17 protein-coding genes are annotated in these 21,272 nt (G+C 74.1%); 10 read left to right on the top strand and 7 right to left on the bottom strand.

Features of this window, described 5'->3' with window-relative positions:
- Positions 1-49: 49 nt before the first annotated feature.
- The 4 genes from ABT247_RS00085 to ABT247_RS00070 all read right to left on the bottom strand — a co-directional run bounded on the left by ABT247_RS00085 (position 50) and on the right by ABT247_RS00070 (position 4,880).
- Positions 50-1,081, bottom strand: a complete 1,032-nt coding sequence (locus ABT247_RS00085) for an LLM class flavin-dependent oxidoreductase (RefSeq protein WP_350735405.1) — start codon at positions 1,079-1,081, stop codon at positions 50-52.
- A gap of 240 nt (positions 1,082-1,321) precedes the next feature.
- Positions 1,322-1,711, bottom strand: a complete 390-nt coding sequence (locus ABT247_RS00080; protein WP_350735402.1) for an SCO5389 family protein — start codon at positions 1,709-1,711, stop codon at positions 1,322-1,324.
- Between the two features lie 102 nt (positions 1,712-1,813).
- Complete coding sequence (locus ABT247_RS00075; protein WP_350735399.1) at positions 1,814-3,358, bottom strand: MFS transporter; 1,545 nt, start codon at positions 3,356-3,358, stop codon at positions 1,814-1,816.
- Positions 3,359-3,608: 250 nt separating this feature from the next.
- Positions 3,609-4,880: an APC family permease gene (locus tag ABT247_RS00070; RefSeq protein WP_350735396.1), complete on the bottom strand. Its 1,272-nt coding sequence runs from the start codon at positions 4,878-4,880 to the stop codon at positions 3,609-3,611.
- Positions 4,881-5,106: 226 nt separating this feature from the next.
- Between ABT247_RS00070 and ABT247_RS00065 the strand changes: the two genes are divergently transcribed.
- From ABT247_RS00065 to ABT247_RS00045, 5 genes are all read left to right on the top strand, one after another.
- Entirely contained in the window at positions 5,107-6,213 is a 1,107-nt protein-coding gene (locus tag ABT247_RS00065; RefSeq protein WP_350735393.1) for a hypothetical protein, read from the top strand.
- A 182-nt stretch (positions 6,214-6,395) separates the two neighbouring features.
- Positions 6,396-7,097, top strand: a complete 702-nt coding sequence (gene sigK / locus ABT247_RS00060) for an ECF RNA polymerase sigma factor SigK (protein WP_350735391.1) — start codon at positions 6,396-6,398, stop codon at positions 7,095-7,097.
- Complete coding sequence (locus ABT247_RS00055) at positions 7,094-8,188, top strand: MerR family transcriptional regulator (protein WP_502892349.1); 1,095 nt, start codon at positions 7,094-7,096, stop codon at positions 8,186-8,188. Before sigK ends, ABT247_RS00055 begins: the two co-directional genes overlap by 4 nt.
- A 153-nt stretch (positions 8,189-8,341) precedes the next feature.
- Positions 8,342-9,835, top strand: a complete 1,494-nt coding sequence (locus ABT247_RS00050; RefSeq protein WP_350735388.1) for an SDR family oxidoreductase — start codon at positions 8,342-8,344, stop codon at positions 9,833-9,835.
- Positions 9,836-10,071: 236 nt separating this feature from the next.
- Positions 10,072-11,391 (top strand): cryptochrome/photolyase family protein, encoded by a 1,320-nt coding sequence (locus tag ABT247_RS00045; protein WP_350735386.1) that lies wholly within the window; start codon positions 10,072-10,074, stop codon positions 11,389-11,391.
- A 285-nt stretch (positions 11,392-11,676) separates the two neighbouring features.
- On the opposite strand, the gene ABT247_RS00040 is transcribed toward ABT247_RS00045, so the two are convergent.
- The 3 genes from ABT247_RS00040 to ABT247_RS00030 form a co-directional block, all read right to left on the bottom strand.
- A complete protein-coding gene (locus ABT247_RS00040) occupies positions 11,677-12,291 on the bottom strand; it encodes a hypothetical protein (protein ID WP_350735384.1) in 615 nt (204 codons plus the stop codon).
- A 284-nt stretch (positions 12,292-12,575) separates the two neighbouring features.
- Positions 12,576-14,234, bottom strand: a complete 1,659-nt coding sequence (locus ABT247_RS00035; RefSeq protein ID WP_350735381.1) for a beta-1,3-glucanase family protein — start codon at positions 14,232-14,234, stop codon at positions 12,576-12,578.
- 252 nt (positions 14,235-14,486) lie between these two features.
- Positions 14,487-15,236 carry a FadR/GntR family transcriptional regulator gene (locus tag ABT247_RS00030; RefSeq protein ID WP_350735378.1) on the bottom strand — a complete coding sequence of 250 codons (750 nt, stop codon included), beginning with the start codon at positions 15,234-15,236 and terminating at the stop codon, positions 14,487-14,489.
- Between the two features lie 212 nt (positions 15,237-15,448).
- Between ABT247_RS00030 and ABT247_RS00025 the strand changes: the two genes are divergently transcribed.
- The 5 genes from ABT247_RS00025 to ABT247_RS00005 are packed head-to-tail and all read left to right on the top strand — an operon-like array spanning position 15,449 to position 21,237.
- Positions 15,449-17,014, top strand: a complete 1,566-nt coding sequence (locus ABT247_RS00025) for an amino acid permease (protein WP_350735377.1) — start codon at positions 15,449-15,451, stop codon at positions 17,012-17,014.
- Positions 17,011-18,369 carry a glutamine synthetase family protein gene (locus ABT247_RS00020; protein ID WP_350735374.1) on the top strand — a complete coding sequence of 453 codons (1,359 nt, stop codon included), beginning with the start codon at positions 17,011-17,013 and terminating at the stop codon, positions 18,367-18,369. The genes ABT247_RS00025 and ABT247_RS00020 overlap by 4 nt, the downstream gene beginning before the upstream one ends.
- Positions 18,366-19,094, top strand: coding sequence for a gamma-glutamyl-gamma-aminobutyrate hydrolase family protein (locus ABT247_RS00015; RefSeq protein ID WP_350735371.1), 729 nt, complete (start codon positions 18,366-18,368; stop codon positions 19,092-19,094). Before ABT247_RS00020 ends, ABT247_RS00015 begins: the two co-directional genes overlap by 4 nt.
- Positions 19,091-20,464, top strand: a complete 1,374-nt coding sequence (locus tag ABT247_RS00010; RefSeq protein ID WP_350735368.1) for an aldehyde dehydrogenase family protein — start codon at positions 19,091-19,093, stop codon at positions 20,462-20,464. The genes ABT247_RS00015 and ABT247_RS00010 overlap by 4 nt, the downstream gene beginning before the upstream one ends.
- Before the next feature lie 5 nt (positions 20,465-20,469).
- Positions 20,470-21,237, top strand: a complete 768-nt coding sequence (locus tag ABT247_RS00005) for a 3-oxoacyl-ACP reductase (protein WP_350735366.1) — start codon at positions 20,470-20,472, stop codon at positions 21,235-21,237.
- Positions 21,238-21,272 lie beyond the last annotated feature (35 nt).

Here is a 21,272-nt window from a genome sequence, read left to right as displayed (position 1 = left end):
CGGCGCCTCGACGGGCGAACCGTGCCGCCGACGCTTGCCGGTCGGCTGCTCAGTCGCGCCCGGGGGCCCAGCCGAGGGCGGGGGCGAGCCGGGTGGCGAGGTCGGTGAGGATCTGCACGTAGTCCTCGTGCTCGAAGGTGAACGGCAGCGCGAACGCAACCTCGTCCACCTCGCGGTACCCGGCGTGGGCGTGCAGCCGCTCGGCCAGCTCCTCGGAGGGGCCGACCAGGTCGGGTGCGAAGAGCAGCCGGTTCGGCCCCTGCGGGGCTAGGGTGCGCGGTGTGCGGGCGAGGGCGTAGGCCTCGTACTTGGCGCGCTGCCCGGGGGTCGCGCTGTCGGTGGGGATGACCACCAGTCCCTGGGAGACCCGGGCCCGCTCGCCGGCGGGGTGCAGGGCGCGGAAGGCGCGGATCTGCCCGGCCTGGATCGTGGCGAAGTCCGGTGCCTCGTCGGCCGCCTCGGGCCTGACCACGCTGCTGGTGAGCAGGTTGAGCCCGTGCTCGCCCGCCCAACGCGCCGAGCGGAGGCCGGCTGCGCCGTACCAGAGCCGGTCGGCCAGGCCGGGGGAGTGGGGCTGGACCCGGCGCGAGTACTCCTCGATGCCCTCGGTCCCCTCGAAGTCCGAGGCGGCCTCACCGCGGACCAGCGCGAGCAGGCGCTCGGCGCGGCGGTGGCTGAAGTCCTCGTCCGCGCCGGTGTCGGGGTAGAGCGCGCCGCGCACCTGCTCGTAGTGGACGGGCGGGCCGACGCTGAAGCCGGGGTTGAGCCGGCCGCCGGAGAGCACGTCGACGGTGGCCAGGTCCTCGGCGAGCCGGAGCGGGTTCTCCCAGCCGAGCGGGGTGACGGCGGTGCCGAGCTGGATGCGGCTGGTGCGCTGGGTGGCGGCGGCGAGCACGGCGACGGGGGAGGAGATCCCGTACTGGAGGTGGCGGTGGCGCAGCCAGGCGCTGTCGAAGCCGAGCTGCTCGCCGAGGACGATCAGCTCCAGGGTGGATTCGTGGCCGCGGCGCGGGTCGGCCTCGTCGAAGAGCCCGATGGCCAGGAAGCCGAGTTTCCGCAGCGGTCGGGAGGAGGGCGGCATGGTGGCGGCTCCGCGGGGATCTGGCGCCCCGGGAAGGGGCCGGTCGGGGTTGCCCGTCGACCGTACGCGGGCCGCGCAGGTTGCCACAAGATCGGCGCCGGATCCGGACACCGGGCCGCAACGGGCGGCAATGCGGCGCAACGCCGGCCCGTCGGGGCCGAGGCGGCGGCCGGCCACCGGGCGACCCCGCGGCGGGTCCCCGCCGCGCGGGGCGGGGAGCCGCCACCAACCCGTGGGGGCTCAGCAGCTGCGCAGCTCCGGGCTCTGGTTGCGGATCTGGTTGTGCAGCGAGGTGAACTCCCGGTACGCCTCGCTGTCCTCGGCCCCGGGCCGGAACGCGCCGACCCGGTGACAGTTGACGAAGGCGAGCTTGACGCCGAAGTGGTCCTCCAGGCTGCCCCGGATGGCGTTGCTGGCCAGCGCGCGCAGCAACTGGGCCCGCTGCTCGTCGCTGGGGGTGGTGTTGTCGGTGGTGAACTCGGCGTCACCGGCGGCCAGTTCGGTGCTCAGCCCGGCGACGACCTGGTAGGCGTACGGGAGCGAGCTGCGGACGGTGTCGAGGAAGTCGGCCTGGTCCACGTGGCCGTGGCGGGCCTGGTCGAGGAGGGCGGGGGAGACGTCGAGCGACATGGATGTCCTCTTTCGCGGAGCGCGTGGGCACGCGCTGGGGGATGGCTATCGAAGATGAAAACCATTTGCGGAAAAGGACTCTGCTGGACGCCCGACGCCCTGTCAAGTACCGGCCCCCGAAGGGCTGACGGGTGGCGGTTCGGGCAGCCGCGGCGCCTTGATGACGAACACCGCGATCAACGCCGCGAGCGCCGCGAAGACCAGGCCCAGCTGGAAGGCGCTGGAGATGCCGTGCACCAGTACCTCCGAGGAGTACGGCGCCGGCAGCTTGCCGCTCGCCCTGAACTGGGCGGCCTGCTGCGGGGTGGCGTGCTGGAGGAACGCCCCCACCTGGTTCCGGGCCTCGTTGCGGCTCGCCGTGCCGTACACCGTGACCAGGATCGACAGGCCCAGCGAACCGCCCACCTGCTGGGTGGTGTTGAGCATTCCGGTGGCCGCGCCGGTCTCGTGCGGGGCGACCCGGGAGACGGCGGTGAGCATCACCGGGACGAAGATCGAACCCATGCCGAGACCGAACAGCAGGGTCGGCCCGAGGATGCCGTCGACGTAGGTGCTGTTGATGTCGATCCGGGACGCCCAGGCGACCCCGGCCAGCACCAGGACCGACCCGGTGACCAGGAACGGCTTCGGGCCCCACCGCACCTGGTTGCGGGCGGCGAACTGGGCGGCGCCGATGATGGCCACGCTGATCGGCAGGAACGCGAAGCCGGCCCGCAAGGGGCTGAAGCCGAGGATCTCCTGCACGAACAGGGTGATGAAGAAGAAGATGCTGAACATCGCCGCGGCCACGCAGAGCATCAACCCGTAGGCCCCGGAGCGGTTGCGCTCGCGCAGGAGGTCGAGCGGCGTGATCGGCTGCCGGGCGTGCCGCTCGTTGAGCACGAAGGCGGCCAGCAGGACCACCGCGAGGCCGAACGCGGTCAGGGTGACGGCGTCGGTCCAGCCGTGCTCGGAGGCGCGGATGAAGCCGTACACCAGCGAGACCATGCCCGCGGTGGAGGTGAACGCGCCGGTCAGGTCGAAGTGTCCCGGGTGGCGGTCCGACTCGTTGATGTAGAGCGGCGCCAGCAGGGCGATGGCGATGCCGATCGGCACGTTGACAAAGAACACCCAACGCCAGGACAGCCAGGAGGTCAGCATGCCGCCGAGCAGCAGCCCGATCGCCCCGCCCGCTCCGGCGACGGCGGAGAACACGCCGAAGGCCCGGTTGCGCTCCGGGCCCTCCTTGAAGTTGGTGGCGATCAGCGCCAGCGCCGTCGGTGAGGCGATCGCGCCGCCGAGGCCTTGCAGGGCGCGGGCGGCCAGCAGCCAGGCGGAGGACTGTGCGACCCCGCCGAGCAGCGAGGCGAGGCCGAAGACCAGCACGCCGACGATGAACACCCGCCGTCGGCCGAGGATGTCGCCCGCCCGTCCGCCGAGCAGCAGCAGCCCGCCGAAGGTGAGGGTGTACGCGTTGATGACCCACGACAGGTCGGTGGTGTTGAACTTCAGCGCCTGCTGGATGTGCGGCAGCGCGATGTTCACGATCGTGATGTCGAGGACGACCATGAGCTGCGTGGCCGCGATGACGGTGAGTGCTATCCCTGGGTGCTGGCCCCGACGTGCGGTCGCGGGCGGAGCCGTGGCCAGGGCACGCGAGGTGGCCATGGCAGGTTCCCCAATGGCTCGGGAGCGAACGATGGGAGGGGGACGGATTCGTTCACCTCCCTCGACAGTAGTGCGGGGAGATAGGGAACACAACCGTTCATTACGGACACGGCGACATCCCGACGGCCGTTGATCGGACCGCGTGCGGCGGACCCCGCCGGACCAGCCGCGATCGACCGCCCCTCCTGCCCCGGCCGCCTCAGCGGGCCCCGCCGCCGCAGCGGACACAGCCGGCCGCCGCCGCGCGGACTCAGCCGGACCGGCGTGCGAGGGCTCGGCGCACGCCGTAGGCGGCCGCCCCGACCGCGAGCACCACCGCCCCCCACAGCACCGAGGCCGCGGGCAGGGCTAGGGCCAGCACCAGGCAGCCGGCCGCACCGAGGACGGGCACCACCCTCGGGGGCCGCCCCTCCGCGGAAGTGAGCGTCCAGGCCGAGGCGTTGGCGACGGCGTAGTAGGCGAGCACGCCGAACGAGGAGAAGCCGATCGCGCCCCGCAGGTCGCCGGCGGCCGCGACCGCGGCGACCACCGCGCCGACGGCCAGCTCGGCCCGGTGCGGCACGCCGAAGCGGGGGTGCACGGCGGCCAGACGGTGCGGCAGGTGCCGGTCCCGGGCCATCGCCAGGGTGGTGCGGGAGACACCGAGGATCAGCGCCAGCAGCGAGCCGAGCGCGGCCACGGCCGCACCGACCCGGACGACCGGGGCGAGGCCCGGCGAACCGGCCGCCCGGACGGCGTCCGCCAGCGGCGCCCCGGCGTGGGCCAGCCGCACGGGGCCGAGCACCGCCAGCACGGCCAGCGCGACGGCGGCGTAGACGACCAGCGTGATGCCGAGCGCCAGTGGGATCGCCCGGGGGATCGTGCGCTGCGGATCGCGGACCTCCTCGCCGAGGGTGGCGATCCGGGCGTACCCGGCGAAGGCGAAGAACAGCAGCCCCGCGGCCTGCAGCACCCCGTGGAAGCCCGTGTCCGCGCCGACCGCCCAGCGGCCGGTGTCGACGTCGCCCCCGAACAGGCAGCCGACCACGACCGCGGCGAGCACGGCCAGCACCACTGCGACGATCCCCCGCGTCAGCCAGGCGGCCTTCTGCACGCCGACGTAGTTGACCCCGGTCAGCACGACGACCGCCGCGACCGCGACGGCGTGCGCCTGCCCGGGCCACACGTACGAGCCGACGGTGAGGGCCATCGCCGCGCACGAGGCCGTCTTGCCGACCACGAAGCCCCACCCGGCGAGGTACCCCCAGAACTCGCCGAGCCGCTCGCGGCCGTACACGTAGGTCCCGCCTGACTGCGGGTAGCGGGCGGCCAGCCGGGCGGAGGAGGTCGCGTTGCAGTACGCCACCGCGCCGGCCAGGGCCAGACCGACGAGCAGCCCCGACCCGGCGGCGCCGGCGGCGGGGGCGAGCGCGGCGAAGACGCCCGCGCCGATCATCGACCCCAGTCCGATCACCACCGCGTCGACCACGCCCAGCCGCCGCCGCAGCTCCCGGGGCCCGCTCGTCGGCGCCGACGTGCTCATGGATCCGTACCCTCCGGTGAGTTCCGATGTCGGCGCACCCTACTGGACGCAGGAGACGGCGGACCGAACCGGACCACCGGCCACCCACCACCGCGGGACCCACCACCGGGCACCCACCACCGGCCACCCATCACCGGCCGCCCGCGGCCGACTGCGGCCGACCGACGGAACCAACTCGACCGAAATCGTGTGGAAGCCGGTCCGCCGGCGGATGGAGGATGCCGGGATGAACGAGATCCTGCGCGCCGCCGGTGAACTCCTCGGAACCCGGCTCTGCGAACCGGTCGGCCTGGGCGGCAGCTCCCGCACCACCGTGCTGCGCTGCCGCACGGCCGAGGGGCGCAGCGTCATCGTCAAGGCCTACACGGGTGGCCCGGACGCCCTGCGCGGTTTCACGGCGGAGGCCGCCGGGCTCACGCTCGGCCTGGCCGGCCCGCCGCTCCTCGGAGTGGATCCCGAGGTGCCGCTGCTGGTCCTGGCGGACCTCGGGGACTCGCCCACGCTCGCCGACCTCCTGCTGGGGACCGACCCCAAGGCCGCCGAGGAGGGGCTGCTGGCCTGGGCACGCGGGCTCGGCACGCTCGCGGCGCGGTCGGTCGGACGGGATGAGGAACTGGCCGGGCTGTGGGCGCGGTACGACCGGGGAATGCCGACCTGGGCACAGGAGCCGTGGATCGCGAAGGCCGCCGCCGAGTTCCCCCGCGTCCTCGAAGCGGCCGGTATTGCCGCTCCGGTCGGGCTGGACGGGGAGCTCGCCCGGATCGTGACCGCGGTCGGTGCGGAGTACCCGGCGTTCACCCCGGGGGACACCTGCCCGGACAACAACCTGATCACCCCCGAGGGCCTGTGGCTGCTGGACTTCGAGGTGGCCTGCTTCCAGTCGGTGTTCCTCACCGCGGCGTACTGCCGGATGCCGTTCTCCACCTGCTGGTGCGTGTTCGACCTTCCGGGCGGCCTCGCCCGCAGGATCGAGGCGGCGTACCGGGCCGCGGTCGTCCCGGTCTACCCGGCGCTCGCCGAGGACGCCGTGTGGGAGGACGGCATGCGCCGGGCCGTCGCCGTGTGGACGGTCAACGCGACCGTGCGACTGCTGCCCCGCACGGTCGAGGACGGTCCGATGCACCGCACCCGTCGCCCGGTGCCGACCAGGCGGCAGGTACTCAGGCACCGCTGGGAGACGGCTGCGGCGATGGACGGGTTCCCGGCGTTCGCGGAGACGATGCGGCTGCTGCTGCGCGAGGTCGCGGGCGGATGGGAGGCGGGCGGATGGGCGGCGGACCCGCTGCCGGGCTACCCGTGCTTCCGGTACGACGGGGCCACCCGCGACAGCTGACGAGGACTCCGGTCACCGCCCGGCTCCCGCGGCGAGGCCCGAGCCGCCCGCTGCGGCCGCGTCCTCGCGACCAACCCGTCCGGGCGGCCAGGGCGCCGCACCGCCAGCCGCCACACCCGCCGCAAACGATGCGAAAACGCTGCGGATGGGACCCCGTGTCATGGCTGCGCGACGGTCGGACGGTGGAGGCAATCACCGACGGGCCGTTCGCCCCGCCCACCCCCGCCCGGATCGTCCGCCGAGCCGTTCCCGAGCCCGCCGACGGCGGGCGCGCCCGGCTGCGCGCCCTGATGGCCCGCACCGCCCACGCCGACGAGCCGGCCTTCGAGGACCTCTACCGGGCCACCGCCGACACCGTCCACGGGCTCGTCCTGCGGGTGGTCCGCGATCACGCCCAGGCCGAGGAGGTCCTCCAGGAGACGTTCTGGCAGGTGTGGCGGGAGGCTCCGCGCTACCGCCCCGAGCGGGGCGAGGTCCTGCCCTGGATCCTCACCCTCGCCCACCGGCGCGCCGTCGACCGGGTCCGCTCCGCCCAGGCCGCCGCCGACCGCGACCGCGCCGTCGCCGTACGCGCCTACGCGCCGGTCTTCGACGAGGTCGCCGACCGGGTCGAGGGCAATCTCGACCGCGACCGCGTCCGACGGGCCCTGGCCGCACTGTCCGACGTGCAACGCGAGTGCCTGCTGCTGGTCTACTTCGGAGGCTGCACCCAGGCCCAGGCGGCCGCCGTCACCGGAGCGCCCCTGGGAACCGTCAAGACCCGCATCCGTGACGCCCTCTCGCGGCTGCGCCGCCACCTCGGCGACCTGCCCGAGGCGCCCTCCCTCCGGCACGCGTGCCCGCCGACCGGTCCGCGCCGCCAGGCCGTAGGCTCGCACCCGTGACCGCCCCGACCACTCCGACGGCTCGGAAGTCCCCCAACCCGCCGACCTCCCCGAAATCCCCGGCCCCTCCGGCCGACCCGGCCGGCGCGCCCGACCCCGCGGACCCCGCAGGTCCGCCCGGTCAGTCCGGGCCCCTCGGCCTCGAGGCGCCCGGACTGACCACCGGAGCCCTCGCCCTGCGGCTCGGGGTCTCGCCCACCACGATCCGCTCCTGGGAACGCCGCTACGGCCTGGGCCCCGCGCACCGCGCCCCCGGGCGGCACCGCCGGTGGGAGCCGGGGGACGTGGCGGTGCTGGAGGAGATGTGCCGGCTCACCGCCCGCGGAGTGCCCCCGGCCGAAGCCGCCCGCGCGGCCCTGGCCGGAGCCCGGTCCACGCCCTCGACTCCCGCCCGGCCCTCGGCCCCGGAACCGGGGGCAGCGGTGTCGGCCCGCGGGGGCGCCACCCTGGGCGTGGGCACCGTCCGCCCCGAGTGCCGGGGCCTGGCCCGCGCCGCGGTGCGCCTCGACGCGCCCGAGATGGCACGGATCCTGCGCCGCACCGTCGAGGAGCTCGGCCCGGTCGCCGCGTGGAACGAGGTGATGACGCCGGCCCTCCGGGCGGTCGGGCGCAAATGGGCCACCGAGGGCGAACGGTACGTGGAGGTGGAACACCTGCTGTCCTGGCACGTCGCCGTCGCGCTGCGCCGTGCCGCCGACCGGCCGGAGCCTCCCGGCGGACCGGCCGTGCTGCTCGCCGGCATGCCGGCGGAACTGCACAGCCTCGCCCTGGAGGCGGTCGCCGCGGGCCTCGCCGAACGCGGCCTGCCGTTCCGGATGTTCGGCCCCGCCCTGCCGCCCGACGCGCTCCTGGAAGCCGTCCGCCGCACCGGGCCGCCCGCCGTGCTGCTCTGGTCCCAGGCCGCCCGCACAGCGGACCGGGCCCTGGCCGGCTGCGTCGCCCGGGTCGAGTGGGGGCCGCCCGGCGCACGGGCCCGCCCCGTCGTCCTGGCCGCCGGGCCCGGCTGGTCCGGCCCACGCCGCCCGCCCGGCGCCCTGCGGCCCCGCGACCTCGCCACCGCCCTCGACCAGCTGGCTGCCCTGCTCCGCTGACCGGAAGTCCCTCGCCCCCGCCCCGCCGCGGCCCTGTCCGCCCGGCTCGGCGCCCCCCGGCCCATCCGGGCACCCCTCCGCTCCGAATACCACGCGTCCCCCGTCCGTTGAAGGATGGGGGAGGTGAGGTGAGCTGCACGGAAGGAGCCGACGGTGGAGGACCGAACCCCGACCGGCGCGCGCTGCCTGGTCACCGGAGCCACCGGCTACATCGGCGGACGGCTGGTTCCCGAACTGCTCTCCGCCGGATACCGGGTGCGCTGCCTGGCCCGCGACCCCGGGCGCCTGCGCGACCAGCCCTGGCGCTCCGAGGTGGAGGTGGCGACCGGTGACGTCACCCGGCCCGAGACCCTGGCGGGCGCCCTCGACGGTGTCGACGTCGCCTACTACCTGGTCCACTCCCTGGGCACCGGGCGGGGCTTCGAGGACACCGACCGGCGCGCCGCCCGCTCCTTCGCCCGGGCGGCCGCGGAGGCGGGCGTCGGCCGGATCGTCTACCTCAGCGGGCTGGTGCCCTCCGGAGTCCCCGAGGCCGAGCTCTCACCGCACCTGCGCTCCCGGGCGGAGGTCGGCCGGGCCCTGCGGACCGGCGGCGTGCCCACCGCCGAACTGCGGGCCGCCGTCATCATCGGCTCCGGCTCCGCCTCCTTCGAGATGCTCCGCTACCTGACCGAGCGCCTGCCCGCCATGGTCACGCCCCGCTGGGTCGACACCCGCATCCAGCCCATCGCCGTGCGCGACGTGCTCCACTACCTCGTCGGTGCCGCCGCCCTGCCGCCCGAGGTCGACCGGGCCTTCGACATCGGCGGGCCGGACGTCCTCACCTACCGGCTGATGATGCAGCGCTACGCCAGGGCGGCCGGCCTGCCCCGCCGGCTGATCGTGCCCGTGCCCGTGCTGTCCCCGGCGCTGTCCAGCCTCTGGGTCGGCCTGGTCACCCCCGTACCCGGACCGCTCGCCCGTCCGCTGGTGGAGTCGCTGCGGCACGAGGTCGTCTGCGGCGAGCACGACATCGCGCGGTGGATCCCCGACCCGCCGGCAGGGCTGACCGGGTTCGACCGCGCCGTCGAACTCGCCCTGCGCCGCATCCGCGAGGCCCGGGTCACCACCCGGTGGTCCTCCGCCTCACTGCCGGGCGCCCCCAGCGACCCGCTTCCCACCGACCCGGACTGGGCCGGCGGCAGCCTCTACCAGGACCTCCGCGAGCGACGGGTGGCAGCCGACCCCGCAGCCCTGTGGCGGGTCGTGGAAGGCGTCGGCGGCGAGAACGGCTGGTACTCCCTCCCCTTCGCCTGGGGCGTGCGCGGCATCGTCGACCGGCTGGTCGGCGGCGTCGGGCTGCGCCGCGGCCGACGCGACCGCGACCACCTGCGGGTCGGCGACGCCCTCGACTTCTGGCGGGTGGAGGAGATCGAACCCGGGCGCCTGCTGCGACTGCGGGCCGAGATGCGCCTCCCGGGCCTGGCCTGGCTCGAACTGCGGGTCACCCCGGACGGCGACGGCGGCGCCTGCTACCACCAGCGGGCACTGTTCCACCCGCACGGACTGGCCGGCCACGCCTACTGGTGGTCGGTGGCCCCCTTCCACGGCCTGGTGTTCGACGCGATGGCCCGCAACATCACGGCGCGCGCACTCGGCGCCGCCTGATCCGTGCACCCGCGCTCGCGCGGGCCGTCCGACCGGCGACGGCGAAGCGGCCTGACCGCCGGGCGTGGCAGTCGTACCAATCCGCGATGCGCCCGGCTCCGAAGGACCTACAGAGTGGGGAGGGTCCGTCCAGCCTGTCCACTGCCCGCCTGTCAGTCTCCCGTCCGCCGGGCCGGTCCCCGCCCGCACCGGGGAACCCGACCGCATCCGTTTCCGACATTCCCGAAGGCCCGCCGATGACCGTCTCGATCGCCCTGTTCACCCAGGACCTTCGCCTCCACGACAACCCCGTCCTGCACGCCGCACGTGACGCGGCGGACCAGGTGGTCCCGCTGTTCGTCCTCGACCCCGGCGTGGAGAAGGCGGGCTTCGCCGCGCCCAACCGGCAGGCCTTCCTGAGTGACTGCCTCGCCGACCTGGACGCCTCGCTGCGCCGGGCGGGCTCCCGCCTGGTCGTGCGCCGCGGCGGAACCGCCGAGGAGACGGCCCGGGTGGCAGCCGAGACCGGCGCAGCGACCGTGCACGTCGCCGCCGGGGTGAGCGCCTTCGCCCGCCGGCGCGAGGCCGGGCTGCAGGCACTGTTCGGGGCGCGCCTGCACGTCCACGACGCCTCGGTGACCGTCATCCCGCCGGGCCGGATCGCCCCGGCCGGCCGCGACCACTACGCGGTCTTCACCCCGTACCACCGCGCGTGGCAGCAGTCCCCCCGCCGTACGGTGCTCGGCGCGCCCCGGGTGATCCGGACGCCCGACGGCATCGGCAGCGAGAACCTGATCGTCAGCGGCCCGTTCTCCCCGGGCCTCCTGCACGGTGGCGAGTCGGCGGCGCGGGCGCGCTGGCGGCGCTGGGACGTCGACGCCTACGAGGACGTGCACGACGACCTCGCGGCGGACTCCACCTCCCGGCTCTCCCCGTACCTGCACTTCGGCTGCCTGTCACCCACGGAGCTGACCGTTCGGGCCCTCGAGCGCGGCGGTGACGGCGCCGAGGCCTTCGTCCGGCAGCTCGCCTGGCGGGACTTCCACCACCAGGTCCTCGCCGCCCGCCCCGACGCGGCGCACCGCGACTACCGCGGCAGGGACGACCACTGGCACCAGGACGAGGACGAGGCCGAAGCCTGGCGGCAGGGCCGCACCGGCTACCCGATCATCGACGCCGGGATGCGCCAGCTCGCCCACGAGGGCTGGATGCACAACCGCGCCCGCCTGCTCACCGCGAGCTTCCTCGCCAAGACGCTGTACCTGGACTGGCGGATCGGCGCGGCCCACTTCCTGTCCCTGCTGGTCGACGGTGACATCGCGAACAACCAGCTCAACTGGCAGTGGGTCGCGGGCACCGGCACCGACACCCGGCCCAACCGGGTCCTCAACCCGCTCCGCCAGGCCGACCGGTACGACCCCGACGGCGCCTACGTCCGCCGCTGGCTGCCCGAGCTCGCCCACCTCCCCGGCCCCACCGTCCACCGCCCCTGGCCGCTCGCCCCCGACTACCCGGAGCCGATCATCGCCCCGGAGGCCCTCGGTGTCCGGCTGCGCCGGGCGCGGGGTCTGGACTGAGCCCGTCCCTCCCCGCAGCGCGCGGTGACCTCGCCCGGGCCGCCGGAGCCCGGGGAGGTGACTCGCTCAGGTGCACCACAACAGGAAGCGCGTGCAGCTCGGGTGCGGGGTGGCGGAGGGCGGCGGGACTGGGCAGGGGCCGCCCCTGACGATCCGGAGCCGATCATCGCCCCGGAGGCCCTCGGTGTCCGGCTGCGCCGGGCGCGGGGCCTGGACCGAGCCCGTCCCTTCCCGCAGTGCGCGGGGACCTCGCCCGGGCCGCCGGACCCCGGGGAGGTGACTCGCTCAGGTGCACCACAGCAGGAAACGCGTGCAGCTCGGTGTGCCGCTCGGGTGCGGGGTGGCGGAGGGCGGCGGGACGGGGCCGGGGTTCGTCCCCGTGGTGCTCGGGGAGGGTTTCGCGGGCGGGTCCGCCGGAGGACGGGAGGCGGAGGACGCGGGCGGGCCAGAGGGGAGCGCTGCGGTGGCGCTGCCGGACGGCTTCGGCCGGGTGGAGGTGGCCGACGGCTGCGGGCGGGCCGCGGCTGTCGTGGTGGCCGGCGCCGGTGCGACGGGCGCGCCGGAAACGGCGGCGGTGTTCGGCGAGGGCGAGTCGGTGCCGGCGGAGGCGGGGGACACCGCGCCGTCCGAGTTGCCGCCGGCCAACAGGACGGTGGCCAGCCCGCAGACCACCACACCGGCGGCCGACGCGGCCAGGGCGGGCCGCCGGAACCGCCCGCCCCGCCGCCGGGTCGAGCGCCCTGCCGAGCGGTGCGGCGGCGCGGAGGCGGCGGACGGCACCTCGTCCGGGGTCGTGGCGCGGTGCACCGCGTCCCCGGCAGGGGTTTCGGCGGCCCGGCCGCAACCGGGGCAGGAGAGCGCGCCGTTGAGGTGGCGTCGGCAGGGCGTGCAGTAACTCATGGGATCTTTTCGGTAGGTGCGGCACGACCGGGATCCGGGCGGTGGCTGCCACGCCGCCCGCGGGCCGGGTCGGTCGGGTGCGAGCGTACGCAGACCGGCCTGGTTCGCGACACCCGGTCGATGCGAGGCTTCTGCGCAGGTCAGGTGTCGTTCGTGTGGCCGGCGCGCAGGTAGGTCCGCCGCAGACGTGCGCGGGCGTGGGCGCGGGCGTGAGCGCGGACGCAGGCGCGGAACGCGGCCGACCGGACCGCGATCCACGCCCACGCCCGTCGCGCGGCCCGGGCTCAGCCGAAGGTGAACCAGTTGAGGTTGACGAAGTCGGCGCTCTGCCCGCTGGCGAAGGTGAGGTACACGGTGTGGGTCCCGGTGGTCCGGGCGATGTCGGCGGGCACCGTCCGCCAGGTCTGCCATCCTCCGGTGTTGGCGACGGCGAAGCTGCCGACCGGCGCGGCGGTCGGGCTGTCCAGCCGTACCTGGACCAGCCCGCTGACCCCGGCCGCGGCGCCGGAGGCGACCCTGGCCTGGAACCGGGTCGCGCCGGAGGCGCCGAAGTCCACACCGGCGTAGGCGAGCCAGTCGCCGTTGGCGATCCAGCCGACGTCCTGGCCGCCGCCGGTGTCGCCGCAGGTCTCCAGGGCGGTGCCGGACTGCGAGGTGTAGGACTCTGCCTCGATGGTGCCGAACGCGCTCCGTCCGCCGCCGGGTTGCGGGGAGGGCCCGGGGTCGACCGGGCCCCGGCCGCCGCCGACCGTGACGGTGAGCAGGGTCGGGTTCGCCGACTGCACCCTGCCCTCGAAGTCCACGCCGGCCGGGTGGACGTCGTCGTACGGGAACGCGTAGCCGAGGTGGTCGGGGTTGGTCGCGTGCAGGACGCGGGCGTAGTGGTTGGTGCGCGCGGCGGTGTAGAAGGCGGCGGGGTTCTCGCCGTCCGGCTGGTGCGGGTCGTCCAGCAGGGTGGTGCGGTTGAGGGCGGCGGCGAGGCGCGCGCTGAGGTTGCCCATCAGGTCGTTGCCGGTGGTGAACGGCGCCGAACTGCAGTTGAACACGGCGGCGGTGGAGGGTTTGGCGAAGCCGCCGACGCCGGGGAAGGTGAGCACGCCGTTGCTGACCCGGCCGGTGACGGTGCCCCAGCCGGCCTGGGTGTCGATCACCAGGTCGGTGCCCTGGTACTTCTGCCACACGGCGGCGATGTAGCTGTCGAGGTAGCCGTTGAAGAGTGAAGGGTTGGCGCTGATCGCCGTGTTGGGGCTGAGGATGCGCAGGGTCCGGCCGGCGGAGTCCGGGACGATCAGCCGGGCCCAGTCGCCGCCGTCGGCGGCGGCCTGCGCGCGCAGCGCGTTCGCGGCGGTTTCCAGGCCGCCGGCGGGCAGGCCGCTGACGCTCTGCCGCCCGTTGCCGGTGGTCAGGTCGAAGGCGATCGGGACGGCGGCGAAGTCGACGTAGCTGATGTTGGCGTACAGCTGGTCCGGCCCGTAGGTGAACTCGCAGAACCCGTACGAGGTGTCGATGTTGGGGTCGGTCGGGTTGCTCACCGAGGGCAGGGCGATGCCCGGCCCCGGGTTGATCAGGAAGACCAGCTCGCGGCCGACGGAGAAGTAGATCCGTCCGCTGGAGAGGTACGGCAGTCGGATCCGCCGCGGGGTGCCGCCGGGCGCGGCCAGGGCGATGGCGCAGTCGGCGCCGAGCGGCGCGCCCGGAGCCGTGGGGGACGGCGGGTGGTAGAGCGTGCTGCCGTCGGAGCGCAGGAAGGCCCAGCTGTTGCCCTGGGCGGGGTCGAGGCCGAGGACGTAGGCGTAGACGGGCTGGGACGACAGGGTGTTGACGAGGTCGACGTCGAGCCGCTGCGGTGTGGTGCTGCCGTCGGCGGTTTGCGACAGGGCGAAGAGTGCGGGGGCGGTCAGGGCCGCGACGGAGGCGCCGAGCATGGTCCGGCGAGTGATCACGGGAGGCTCCGGGGGCGGTGGGGGAGGGCGGGCGGCGCGGACTGCGCCGTCCGGCTGTCACCCTTCCGCTCGGCGGTGAACACGTCAATATCTGTCACCATAAATGGTCCTTAAGCCCGAGCGCGTTCACTTCTTGAAGACTGCGCGGTCTTGAATACTGCGTGGTCTTGAATACTGCGCAGTCCTGAGGACCGCGCGGGTCGTGAAGACTGCCCGGCCGGTCCGCCCGTCGAGCCGGACGGTCCCGGAAGTTCAGGCGAGGAAGCCCCGCAGCAGTGCGGCGGTGGCGGCGAGGTGTTCCTCGGTGGCGCGTCGGGCGGCGTCACCGTCGCCGGCGAGGATCGCCCGGACCATCGCCCGGTGCTGCTCGGCGGCGTGCTCGATGTTCCGGTCCAGCATGGGGATGGCGTTGAGCAGGTCGTTGAGGCGCATCCGGGCCTCGGCGATGGCCGCGGCCAGGGTCGGGGAGCCGGTGAGTTCGCCGATCGCCAGGTGGAAGCGCGAGTCCAGTTGGCGGTAGTGCTCGGGCGGGGCCCCCTCCAGGTCGGTCAGCCGGCTCTCCAGGTGGGCCCGCTGGTCGGGGGAGAGGGGGTGGCGGGCCGCCGCCTCGGCGGCGCCGACCTCCAGGACCTGGCGGTAGGTCAGCGCGTCCTCCAGTGCGCCGCCGAGGTCGCGGGCCGCGCGGCGCAGGTCGGCGACGTCCGGCGCCGGCATCCGGTAGGTGACGAAGGTGCCGCCGTACCGGCCGCGCCGGGGCTCGACGCAGCCGGCCTGCTGGAGCGTGCGGAGAGCCTCGCGCAGGGTCTCCCGGCTGACGCCGAGCCGGGCGGCGAGGTCCCGCTCGGCGGGCAGTCGGTCGCCGAAGCCGAAGACGCCGAGCTTGATCGCCTGGAGCAGCCTCTCGACGGTCTCCTCGAAGGCGTTCCCGGTCCGGACCGGCCGGAAGATCGCGCCCGCCCGCCAGTCCAGCCGCGCCCGCTCACGTGTTTCGTCCGCGTCCACGCCGGAATCGTACCTACGAACGGGTTTCCGGATTCGTCCCCCGTCGCTCTTGACGCGGCCCGGATCCAGCCGGAACGATGCTGCTCACCCACCCAATGGACTGATTCCAGACCATTGAAGAGCCGTCCGACCGTCGAACCCGTCGGGGGGACCCTGCCACGCCGTCGTGGCCGGGTGGCTCCCCGGCACACCCTCAACCCCCAGGGGTGCCCATGACCGACGCACGCTCACCCGACCACCCTGCCCCCGAACGGTTTCCGGAGCCCACCGCCCCCGTTTCGGCCGACGAACAACGACTCCGCGAGCTGGGCTACACCCAGGAACTGGCCCGCTCGATGTCGGGCTTCTCCAACTTCGCCGTGTCCTTCTCCATCGTCTCGATCCTCTCCGGCTGCCTGACCCTGTACGGGACGGGGATGAAGACCGGGGGCCCGGCCCTGATCATCTGGGGCTGGCCGGTGGTCGGCCTGCTGACGCTCTGCGTCGGGCTGGCGATGGCCGAGATCTGTTCCAGCTATCCGACGGCCGGCGGGCTGTACTACTGGTCCGCCAAACTGACCCGCAGTCGGGGCCCGGCCTGGAGCTGGTTCACCGGCTGGTTCAACTTCCTCGGCCAGGTCGCGGTGACCGCCAGCGTCGACTACGGCGCCGCCTTCTTCACCAACGCCTTCCTCACCCTCCGCTTCGGCGTCGAGGCCACCCCCGCGCACACCATGGAGATCTTCGCCGTCATCCTGCTGGTGCACGGCCTGCTCAACACCCGGGGCGTGCGCCTGGTCGCCGTCCTCAACAGCGTGTCCGTGTGGTGGCACCTGGTCGGTGTCGCGGTCATCGTCGGCGCGCTCGCCGTGCTCCCCGACCGGCACGCCTCCGTGTCCTTCGTGCTCACCGAGTTCGTCAACCAGACCGGCTTCCACAGCCAGTTCTACGTCGCCATGCTCGGCCTGCTGATGGCCCAGTACACCCTCACCGGCTACGACGCCTCCGCCCACATGACCGAGGAGACCCGCGACGCCGCCCGTTCCGGACCGCGCGGCATCGTCAACGCCATCACCGTCTCCCTGGTGGCGGGCTGGATCCTGCTGCTCGGCATCACCTTCGCGATCCGCGACTACGACGGCGCGCTCGCCAGCGACACGGCCGTCCCGCCCGCGCAGATCTTCATCGACGCGATCGGCGACGGAGGCGCCCAACTGCTGCTGCTCATCGTCATCGGCGCCCAGTTCTTCTGCGGCATGGCCTCCGTCACCGCCAACTCCCGCATGATCTACGCCTTCTCCCGGGACGGCGCGCTGCCCGGCTCCCGCCTGTGGCACCGCATCGACCCGCGCACCCAGACCCCGACCAACGCGGTCTGGCTCGCGACCGGCGGTGCCCTGCTGCTCGGCCTGCCCGCGCTCTGGAACAGCACCGCCTACACCGCCGTGACCTCGATCTCCGTCATCGGTCTCTACATCTCCTACGTCATCCCGGTGTACCTGCGGCTGCGTCAGGGCGCGGACTTCCCGCGCGGCCCCTGGCACCTGGGCCGGTGGAGCCGCCCGGTCGGCGTCGTCGCGGTCGCCTGGACGGCGGTGATCACCGTCCTGTTCATGCTCCCCACCGCGAGCCCGATCACCGTCGAGAGCTTCAACTACACCCCCGTCGCCGTGGCCGTCGTGGTCGGCTTCGCCGGCCTGTGGTGGCTGGCCTCCGCCCGGCACTGGTTCACCGGCCCCCACGTCCACGGCACGCCGCCCGCCCCCGACGCCCGGGACACCGAACTGGAGGTCCGATGACCACCCCCCGGCTCACCCTCGACGAGCTGCGCGCCCGCGTCGCCGACGGGTCCGTCGACACCGTCGTGCTCGCCATGACCGACATGCAGGGGCGCCTCCAGGGCAAACGCGTCGCCGCCGAGTACTTCCTCGACGACGTCGTACCCGGCGCGGCGGAGGGCTGCGGCTACCTCCTCGCCGTCGACGTCGAGATGAACACCGTCGACGGGTACGAGATCTCCTCCTGGGACAACGGCTACGGCGACCTGGTGCTGCGCCCCGACCTCGCCACCCTGCGGCCCATCCCCTGGCACCCCGCCACCGTCATGGTCCAGTGCGACGTCACCCACCACGACGGCAGCCCCGTCGCCGTCTCCCCGCGCCAGGTCCTGCAACGGCAGCTGGACCGGCTGGCCGGCTACGGCTGGCAGGCCCACGCCGCCACCGAGCTGGAGTTCATCGTCTTCCGGGACAGCTACGAACAGGCCTGGGACAAGGACTACACCCGGCTCACCCCGGCCAACCAGTACAACGTCGACTACTCCATCCTCGGCACCGGCCGGATCGAGCCCCTCCTGCGCCGGCTCCGCAACGACATGGCCGGCGCCGGCCTCACCGTCGAGTCCGCCAAGGGCGAGTGCAACCTCGGCCAGCACGAGATCGCCTTCAAGTACGCCGACGCCCTCACCACCTGCGACAACCACGCCGTCTACAAGACCGGCGCCAAGGAGATCGCCGCCCAGGAGGGCTGCAGCCTCACGTTCATGGCGAAGTACGACGAACGCGAGGGCAACTCCTGCCACATCCACCTGAGCCTGCGCGACGAACAGGGCGCCCCGGTGTTCCCCGGCGACGGTCCGCACGGCTTCTCCCGCACCATGGAGCACTTCCTCGCCGGACAGCTCGCCTGCCTGGCCGACTTCGCCCTGCTGCTCGCACCCACCGTCAACTCCTACAAGCGCTACGTGCCCGGCAGCTTCGCGCCCACCGCGATCGCCTGGGGGCGCGACAACCGCACCTGCGCCCTGCGCGTGGTCGGCCACGGCCCGTCACTGCGCTTCGAGAACCGCGTCCCCGGCGGCGACGTCAACCCGTACCTCGCGGTCGCCGCCCTGATCGCCGCCGGACTCCACGGCGTCGAGCAACAGCTCGAACTCGAACCGGAGTTCACCGGCAACGCGTACGCCTCCGCCGCGCCCCGGGTGCCCTCCACCCTGCGTGACGCGGTCGACGCCTTCGAACGCAGCGCCGTCGCCACCGCGGCCTTCGGCAAGGACGTCGTCCGGCACTACACCCACGCCGGACGCGCCGAACTCGCCTCCTACGAGCGGGCGGTGACCGACTGGGAGCGGCGCCGCGGATTCGAGCGGCTGTGAGCCGCGACGACGGCCGACGACCACTGATCGGCATCACCGCCTACCAGGACGACGCCGCCTGGTCCGTCTGGAACCAGCGCGCCGCCCTGGTGCCCCAGACGTACGTCGACGCCGTCGCACGCGCGGGCGGCACCCCGGTGCTGCTGCCACCGCAACCGGGCGGGGTCGACCATCTGCTCGACGCCCTGGACGGGCTCGTCCTCGCCGGCGGACCGGACATCGACCCGGCCCGCTACGCGGCGCCCGCCGATCCGCGCACCGGCCCGCCCCACCCCGCCCGCGACGACTGGGAGAGCCGGCTGCTCGCGGCCGCCCTCGCCCGCAACCTCCCGCTGCTCGGCGTCTGCCGCGGCATGCAACTGCTCAACGTCGAACTCGGCGGCACCCTCCGCCAGCACCTGCCCGACGGAAGCCACCAGATCGTCCCCGCCCGCTTCGTCCGGCACCGGATCGGCCTGGTGGACGGCAGCAGCCTCGCCGCCGTCCTCGGGCCGGCCGCCGACGTCTCCTGCTACCACCACCAGGCCGTCGACCGGCTCGGCACCGGCCTGCGGGCCACCGCCTGGGCCGCGGACGGCACCGTCGAGGCACTCGAACTGGCCGGCCACCGCTTCGCGGTGGGCGTCCAGTGGCACCCCGAGACCGACCCCGACGACCTGCGCCTCTTCGAAGCCCTGCTCACCGCCGGCCGGACCACACCCACGCACAGGGAGACAGCTCCATGACCGAACCGGACCTCTTCGAGGTCGTCAACCCCGCCACCGAGGAGGTGATCACCACCGTCGAACTGGCCGGCCTCGCCGAAACCGATGCCGCCGTCGCCCGCGCCCGCGCCGCCTTCGACACCTGGCGCCGGGTGGCCCCCGCCGACCGGGCCCGGCTGCTGCGCTCCTTCGCCGCCGCCGTCGACGCCGACCGCGAACACCTCGCCGCACTGGAGGTCGCCAACGCCGGCCACACCATCGGCAACGCACGCTGGGAGGCGGGCAACGCACGGGACGTCATCGAGTACTACGCCGCCGCGCCGGAGCGGCTGTTCGGCCGGCAGATCCCCGTCGCCGGCGGCATCGACGTCACCTTCCAGGAACCGATCGGCGTGGTCGGGGTCATCGTGCCCTGGAACTTCCCGATGCCGATCGCCGCCTGGGCCCTGGCCCCCGCGCTGGCCGCCGGCAACACCGTCATCGTCAAACCGGCAGAGCTCACCCCGCTCACCGCCCTGCGCCTCGGCGAACTCGCCCTGGAGGCCGGGATCCCGGAGGGCGTGCTCCAGATCCTGCCCGGCCGCGGCCCGGTCGTCGGGCAGCGCTTCGTCACCCACCCCGACGTGCGCAAGGTCGTGTTCACCGGCTCCACCCGGGTCGGCAAGGAGATCATGGCGGGCTGCGCCGCCCAGGTGAAGCCCGTCACCCTCGAACTCGGCGGCAAGAGCGCCAACATCGTCTTCGCCGACGCCGACCTCGCCAAGGCCGCCGCCACCGCGCCCTACGCGGTCTTCGACAACGCCGGGCAGGACTGCTGCGCCCGCTCCCGGATCCTCGTCGAGGCATCCGTGTTCGAGGACTTCCTGGCGCTCCTGGAGCCGGCCGTCCGCGGCGTGCGGGTCGGTGACCCGACGGACGAGAAGACCGAGATGGGCCCGCTGATCTCGGCCGCCCACCGGGCCCGGGTCTCCTCCTACGTCCCGGACGGGTCGGCCGTCGCCTTCCGCGGCAGCGCCCCCGACGGGCCGGGCTTCTGGTACCCGCCGACGGTGCTCGCCCCGGTGCGGCACGACGACCGCGCCTTCACCGAGGAGATCTTCGGGCCGGTCGTCGCCGTCGTCCCCTTCCAGGACGAACAGGACGCGCTGCGGATCGCCAACGCGACCGAGTACGGGCTGTCCGGCTCCATCTGGACCAGGGACCTCGGGCGCGCCCTGCGGGTCTCGCGCGGCGTCGACGCCGGCAACCTCTCCGTCAACTCGCACTCCTCGGTGCGCTACACCACGCCGTTCGGCGGGTTCAAGCAGTCCGGCCTCGGTCGCGAGCTCGGCCCGGACGCCCTCGACGCCTTCACCCAGACCAAGAACGTCTTCATCTCCACGGAGGAGTGATCAGCATGACCCAGCGACTCGACGGCCGGGTGGCCGTCATCACCGGCGCGGGCAGCGGCATCGGCCTGGCGACCGCCCGCCGTTTCGCCGCCGAGGGCGCCAAGGTGGTCTGCGTCGACCTCGACGCGGAGACCGGGGCCAAGGCCGCGAACGAGGTCGGCGGCCTGTTCGTCGAGGCCGACGTGACCGACGAGCAGGCCGTGCGCGACCTCTTCCAGCGGGTGGTCGACGAGTACGGGCGGCTCGACATCGCCTTCAACAACGCGGGCATCTCGCCGCCGGACGACGACTCCATCCTCACCACCGGCCTGGACGCCTGGAAGCGGGTCCAGGAGGTCAACCTGACCAGCGTCTACCTCTGCTGCAAGTACGCGATCCCGCACATGCAGCGCCAGGGCAAGGGCTCGATCATCAACACCGCGTCGTTCGTCGCGGTGATGGGCGCGGCCACCTCGCAGATCTCCTACAGCGCCTCCAAGGGCGGGGTGCTGGCGATGTCCCGCGAGCTGGGCGTGCAGTTCGCCCGCGAGGGCATCCGGGTCAACGCCCTCTGCCCCGGCCCGGTGAACACCCCGCTGCTGCAGGAGCTGTTCGCCAAGGACCCGGAGCGGGCCGCCCGCCGACTGGTGCACATCCCGCTCGGCCGCTTCGCCGAACCCGAGGAGATCGCCGCCGCGGTGGCCTTCCTCGCCTCCGACGACTCGTCCTTCATGACCGCCAACACCTTCCTCGTCGACGGCGGCATCTCCGGCGCCTACGTGACGCCGCAGTAACGGGGGCCGCCCCCCGGAGGACGCCGAGCGCTCGC

It is taken from the genome of Kitasatospora sp. NPDC001539, from assembly GCF_040298565.1.
In the GTDB taxonomy this organism is placed as follows: Bacteria; Actinomycetota; Actinomycetes; order Streptomycetales; family Streptomycetaceae; genus Kitasatospora.
Note: the sequence above shows the minus strand (reverse complement) of the source record. Positions and strands in the feature narration are given on the sequence as shown.

Excerpts from the sequence above, each read along its gene's own strand:
- ABT247_RS00085 (WP_350735405.1), bottom strand. The coding sequence starts at position 1,081 with ATGCCGCCCTCCTCCCGACCGCTGCGGAAACTCGGCTTCCTGGCCATC.
- ABT247_RS00080 (WP_350735402.1), bottom strand. The coding sequence starts at position 1,711 with ATGTCGCTCGACGTCTCCCCCGCCCTCCTCGACCAGGCCCGCCACGGC.
- ABT247_RS00075 (WP_350735399.1), bottom strand. The coding sequence starts at position 3,358 with ATGGCCACCTCGCGTGCCCTGGCCACGGCTCCGCCCGCGACCGCACGT.
- ABT247_RS00070 (WP_350735396.1), bottom strand. The coding sequence starts at position 4,880 with ATGAGCACGTCGGCGCCGACGAGCGGGCCCCGGGAGCTGCGGCGGCGG.
- ABT247_RS00065 (WP_350735393.1), top strand. The coding sequence starts at position 5,107 with ATGAACGAGATCCTGCGCGCCGCCGGTGAACTCCTCGGAACCCGGCTC.
- ABT247_RS00045 (WP_350735386.1), top strand. The coding sequence starts at position 10,072 with ATGACCGTCTCGATCGCCCTGTTCACCCAGGACCTTCGCCTCCACGAC.
- ABT247_RS00040 (WP_350735384.1), bottom strand. The coding sequence starts at position 12,291 with ATGAGTTACTGCACGCCCTGCCGACGCCACCTCAACGGCGCGCTCTCC.
- ABT247_RS00025 (WP_350735377.1), top strand. The coding sequence starts at position 15,449 with ATGACCGACGCACGCTCACCCGACCACCCTGCCCCCGAACGGTTTCCG.
- ABT247_RS00020 (WP_350735374.1), top strand. The coding sequence starts at position 17,011 with ATGACCACCCCCCGGCTCACCCTCGACGAGCTGCGCGCCCGCGTCGCC.
- ABT247_RS00010 (WP_350735368.1), top strand. The coding sequence starts at position 19,091 with ATGACCGAACCGGACCTCTTCGAGGTCGTCAACCCCGCCACCGAGGAG.
- ABT247_RS00005 (WP_350735366.1), top strand. The coding sequence starts at position 20,470 with ATGACCCAGCGACTCGACGGCCGGGTGGCCGTCATCACCGGCGCGGGC.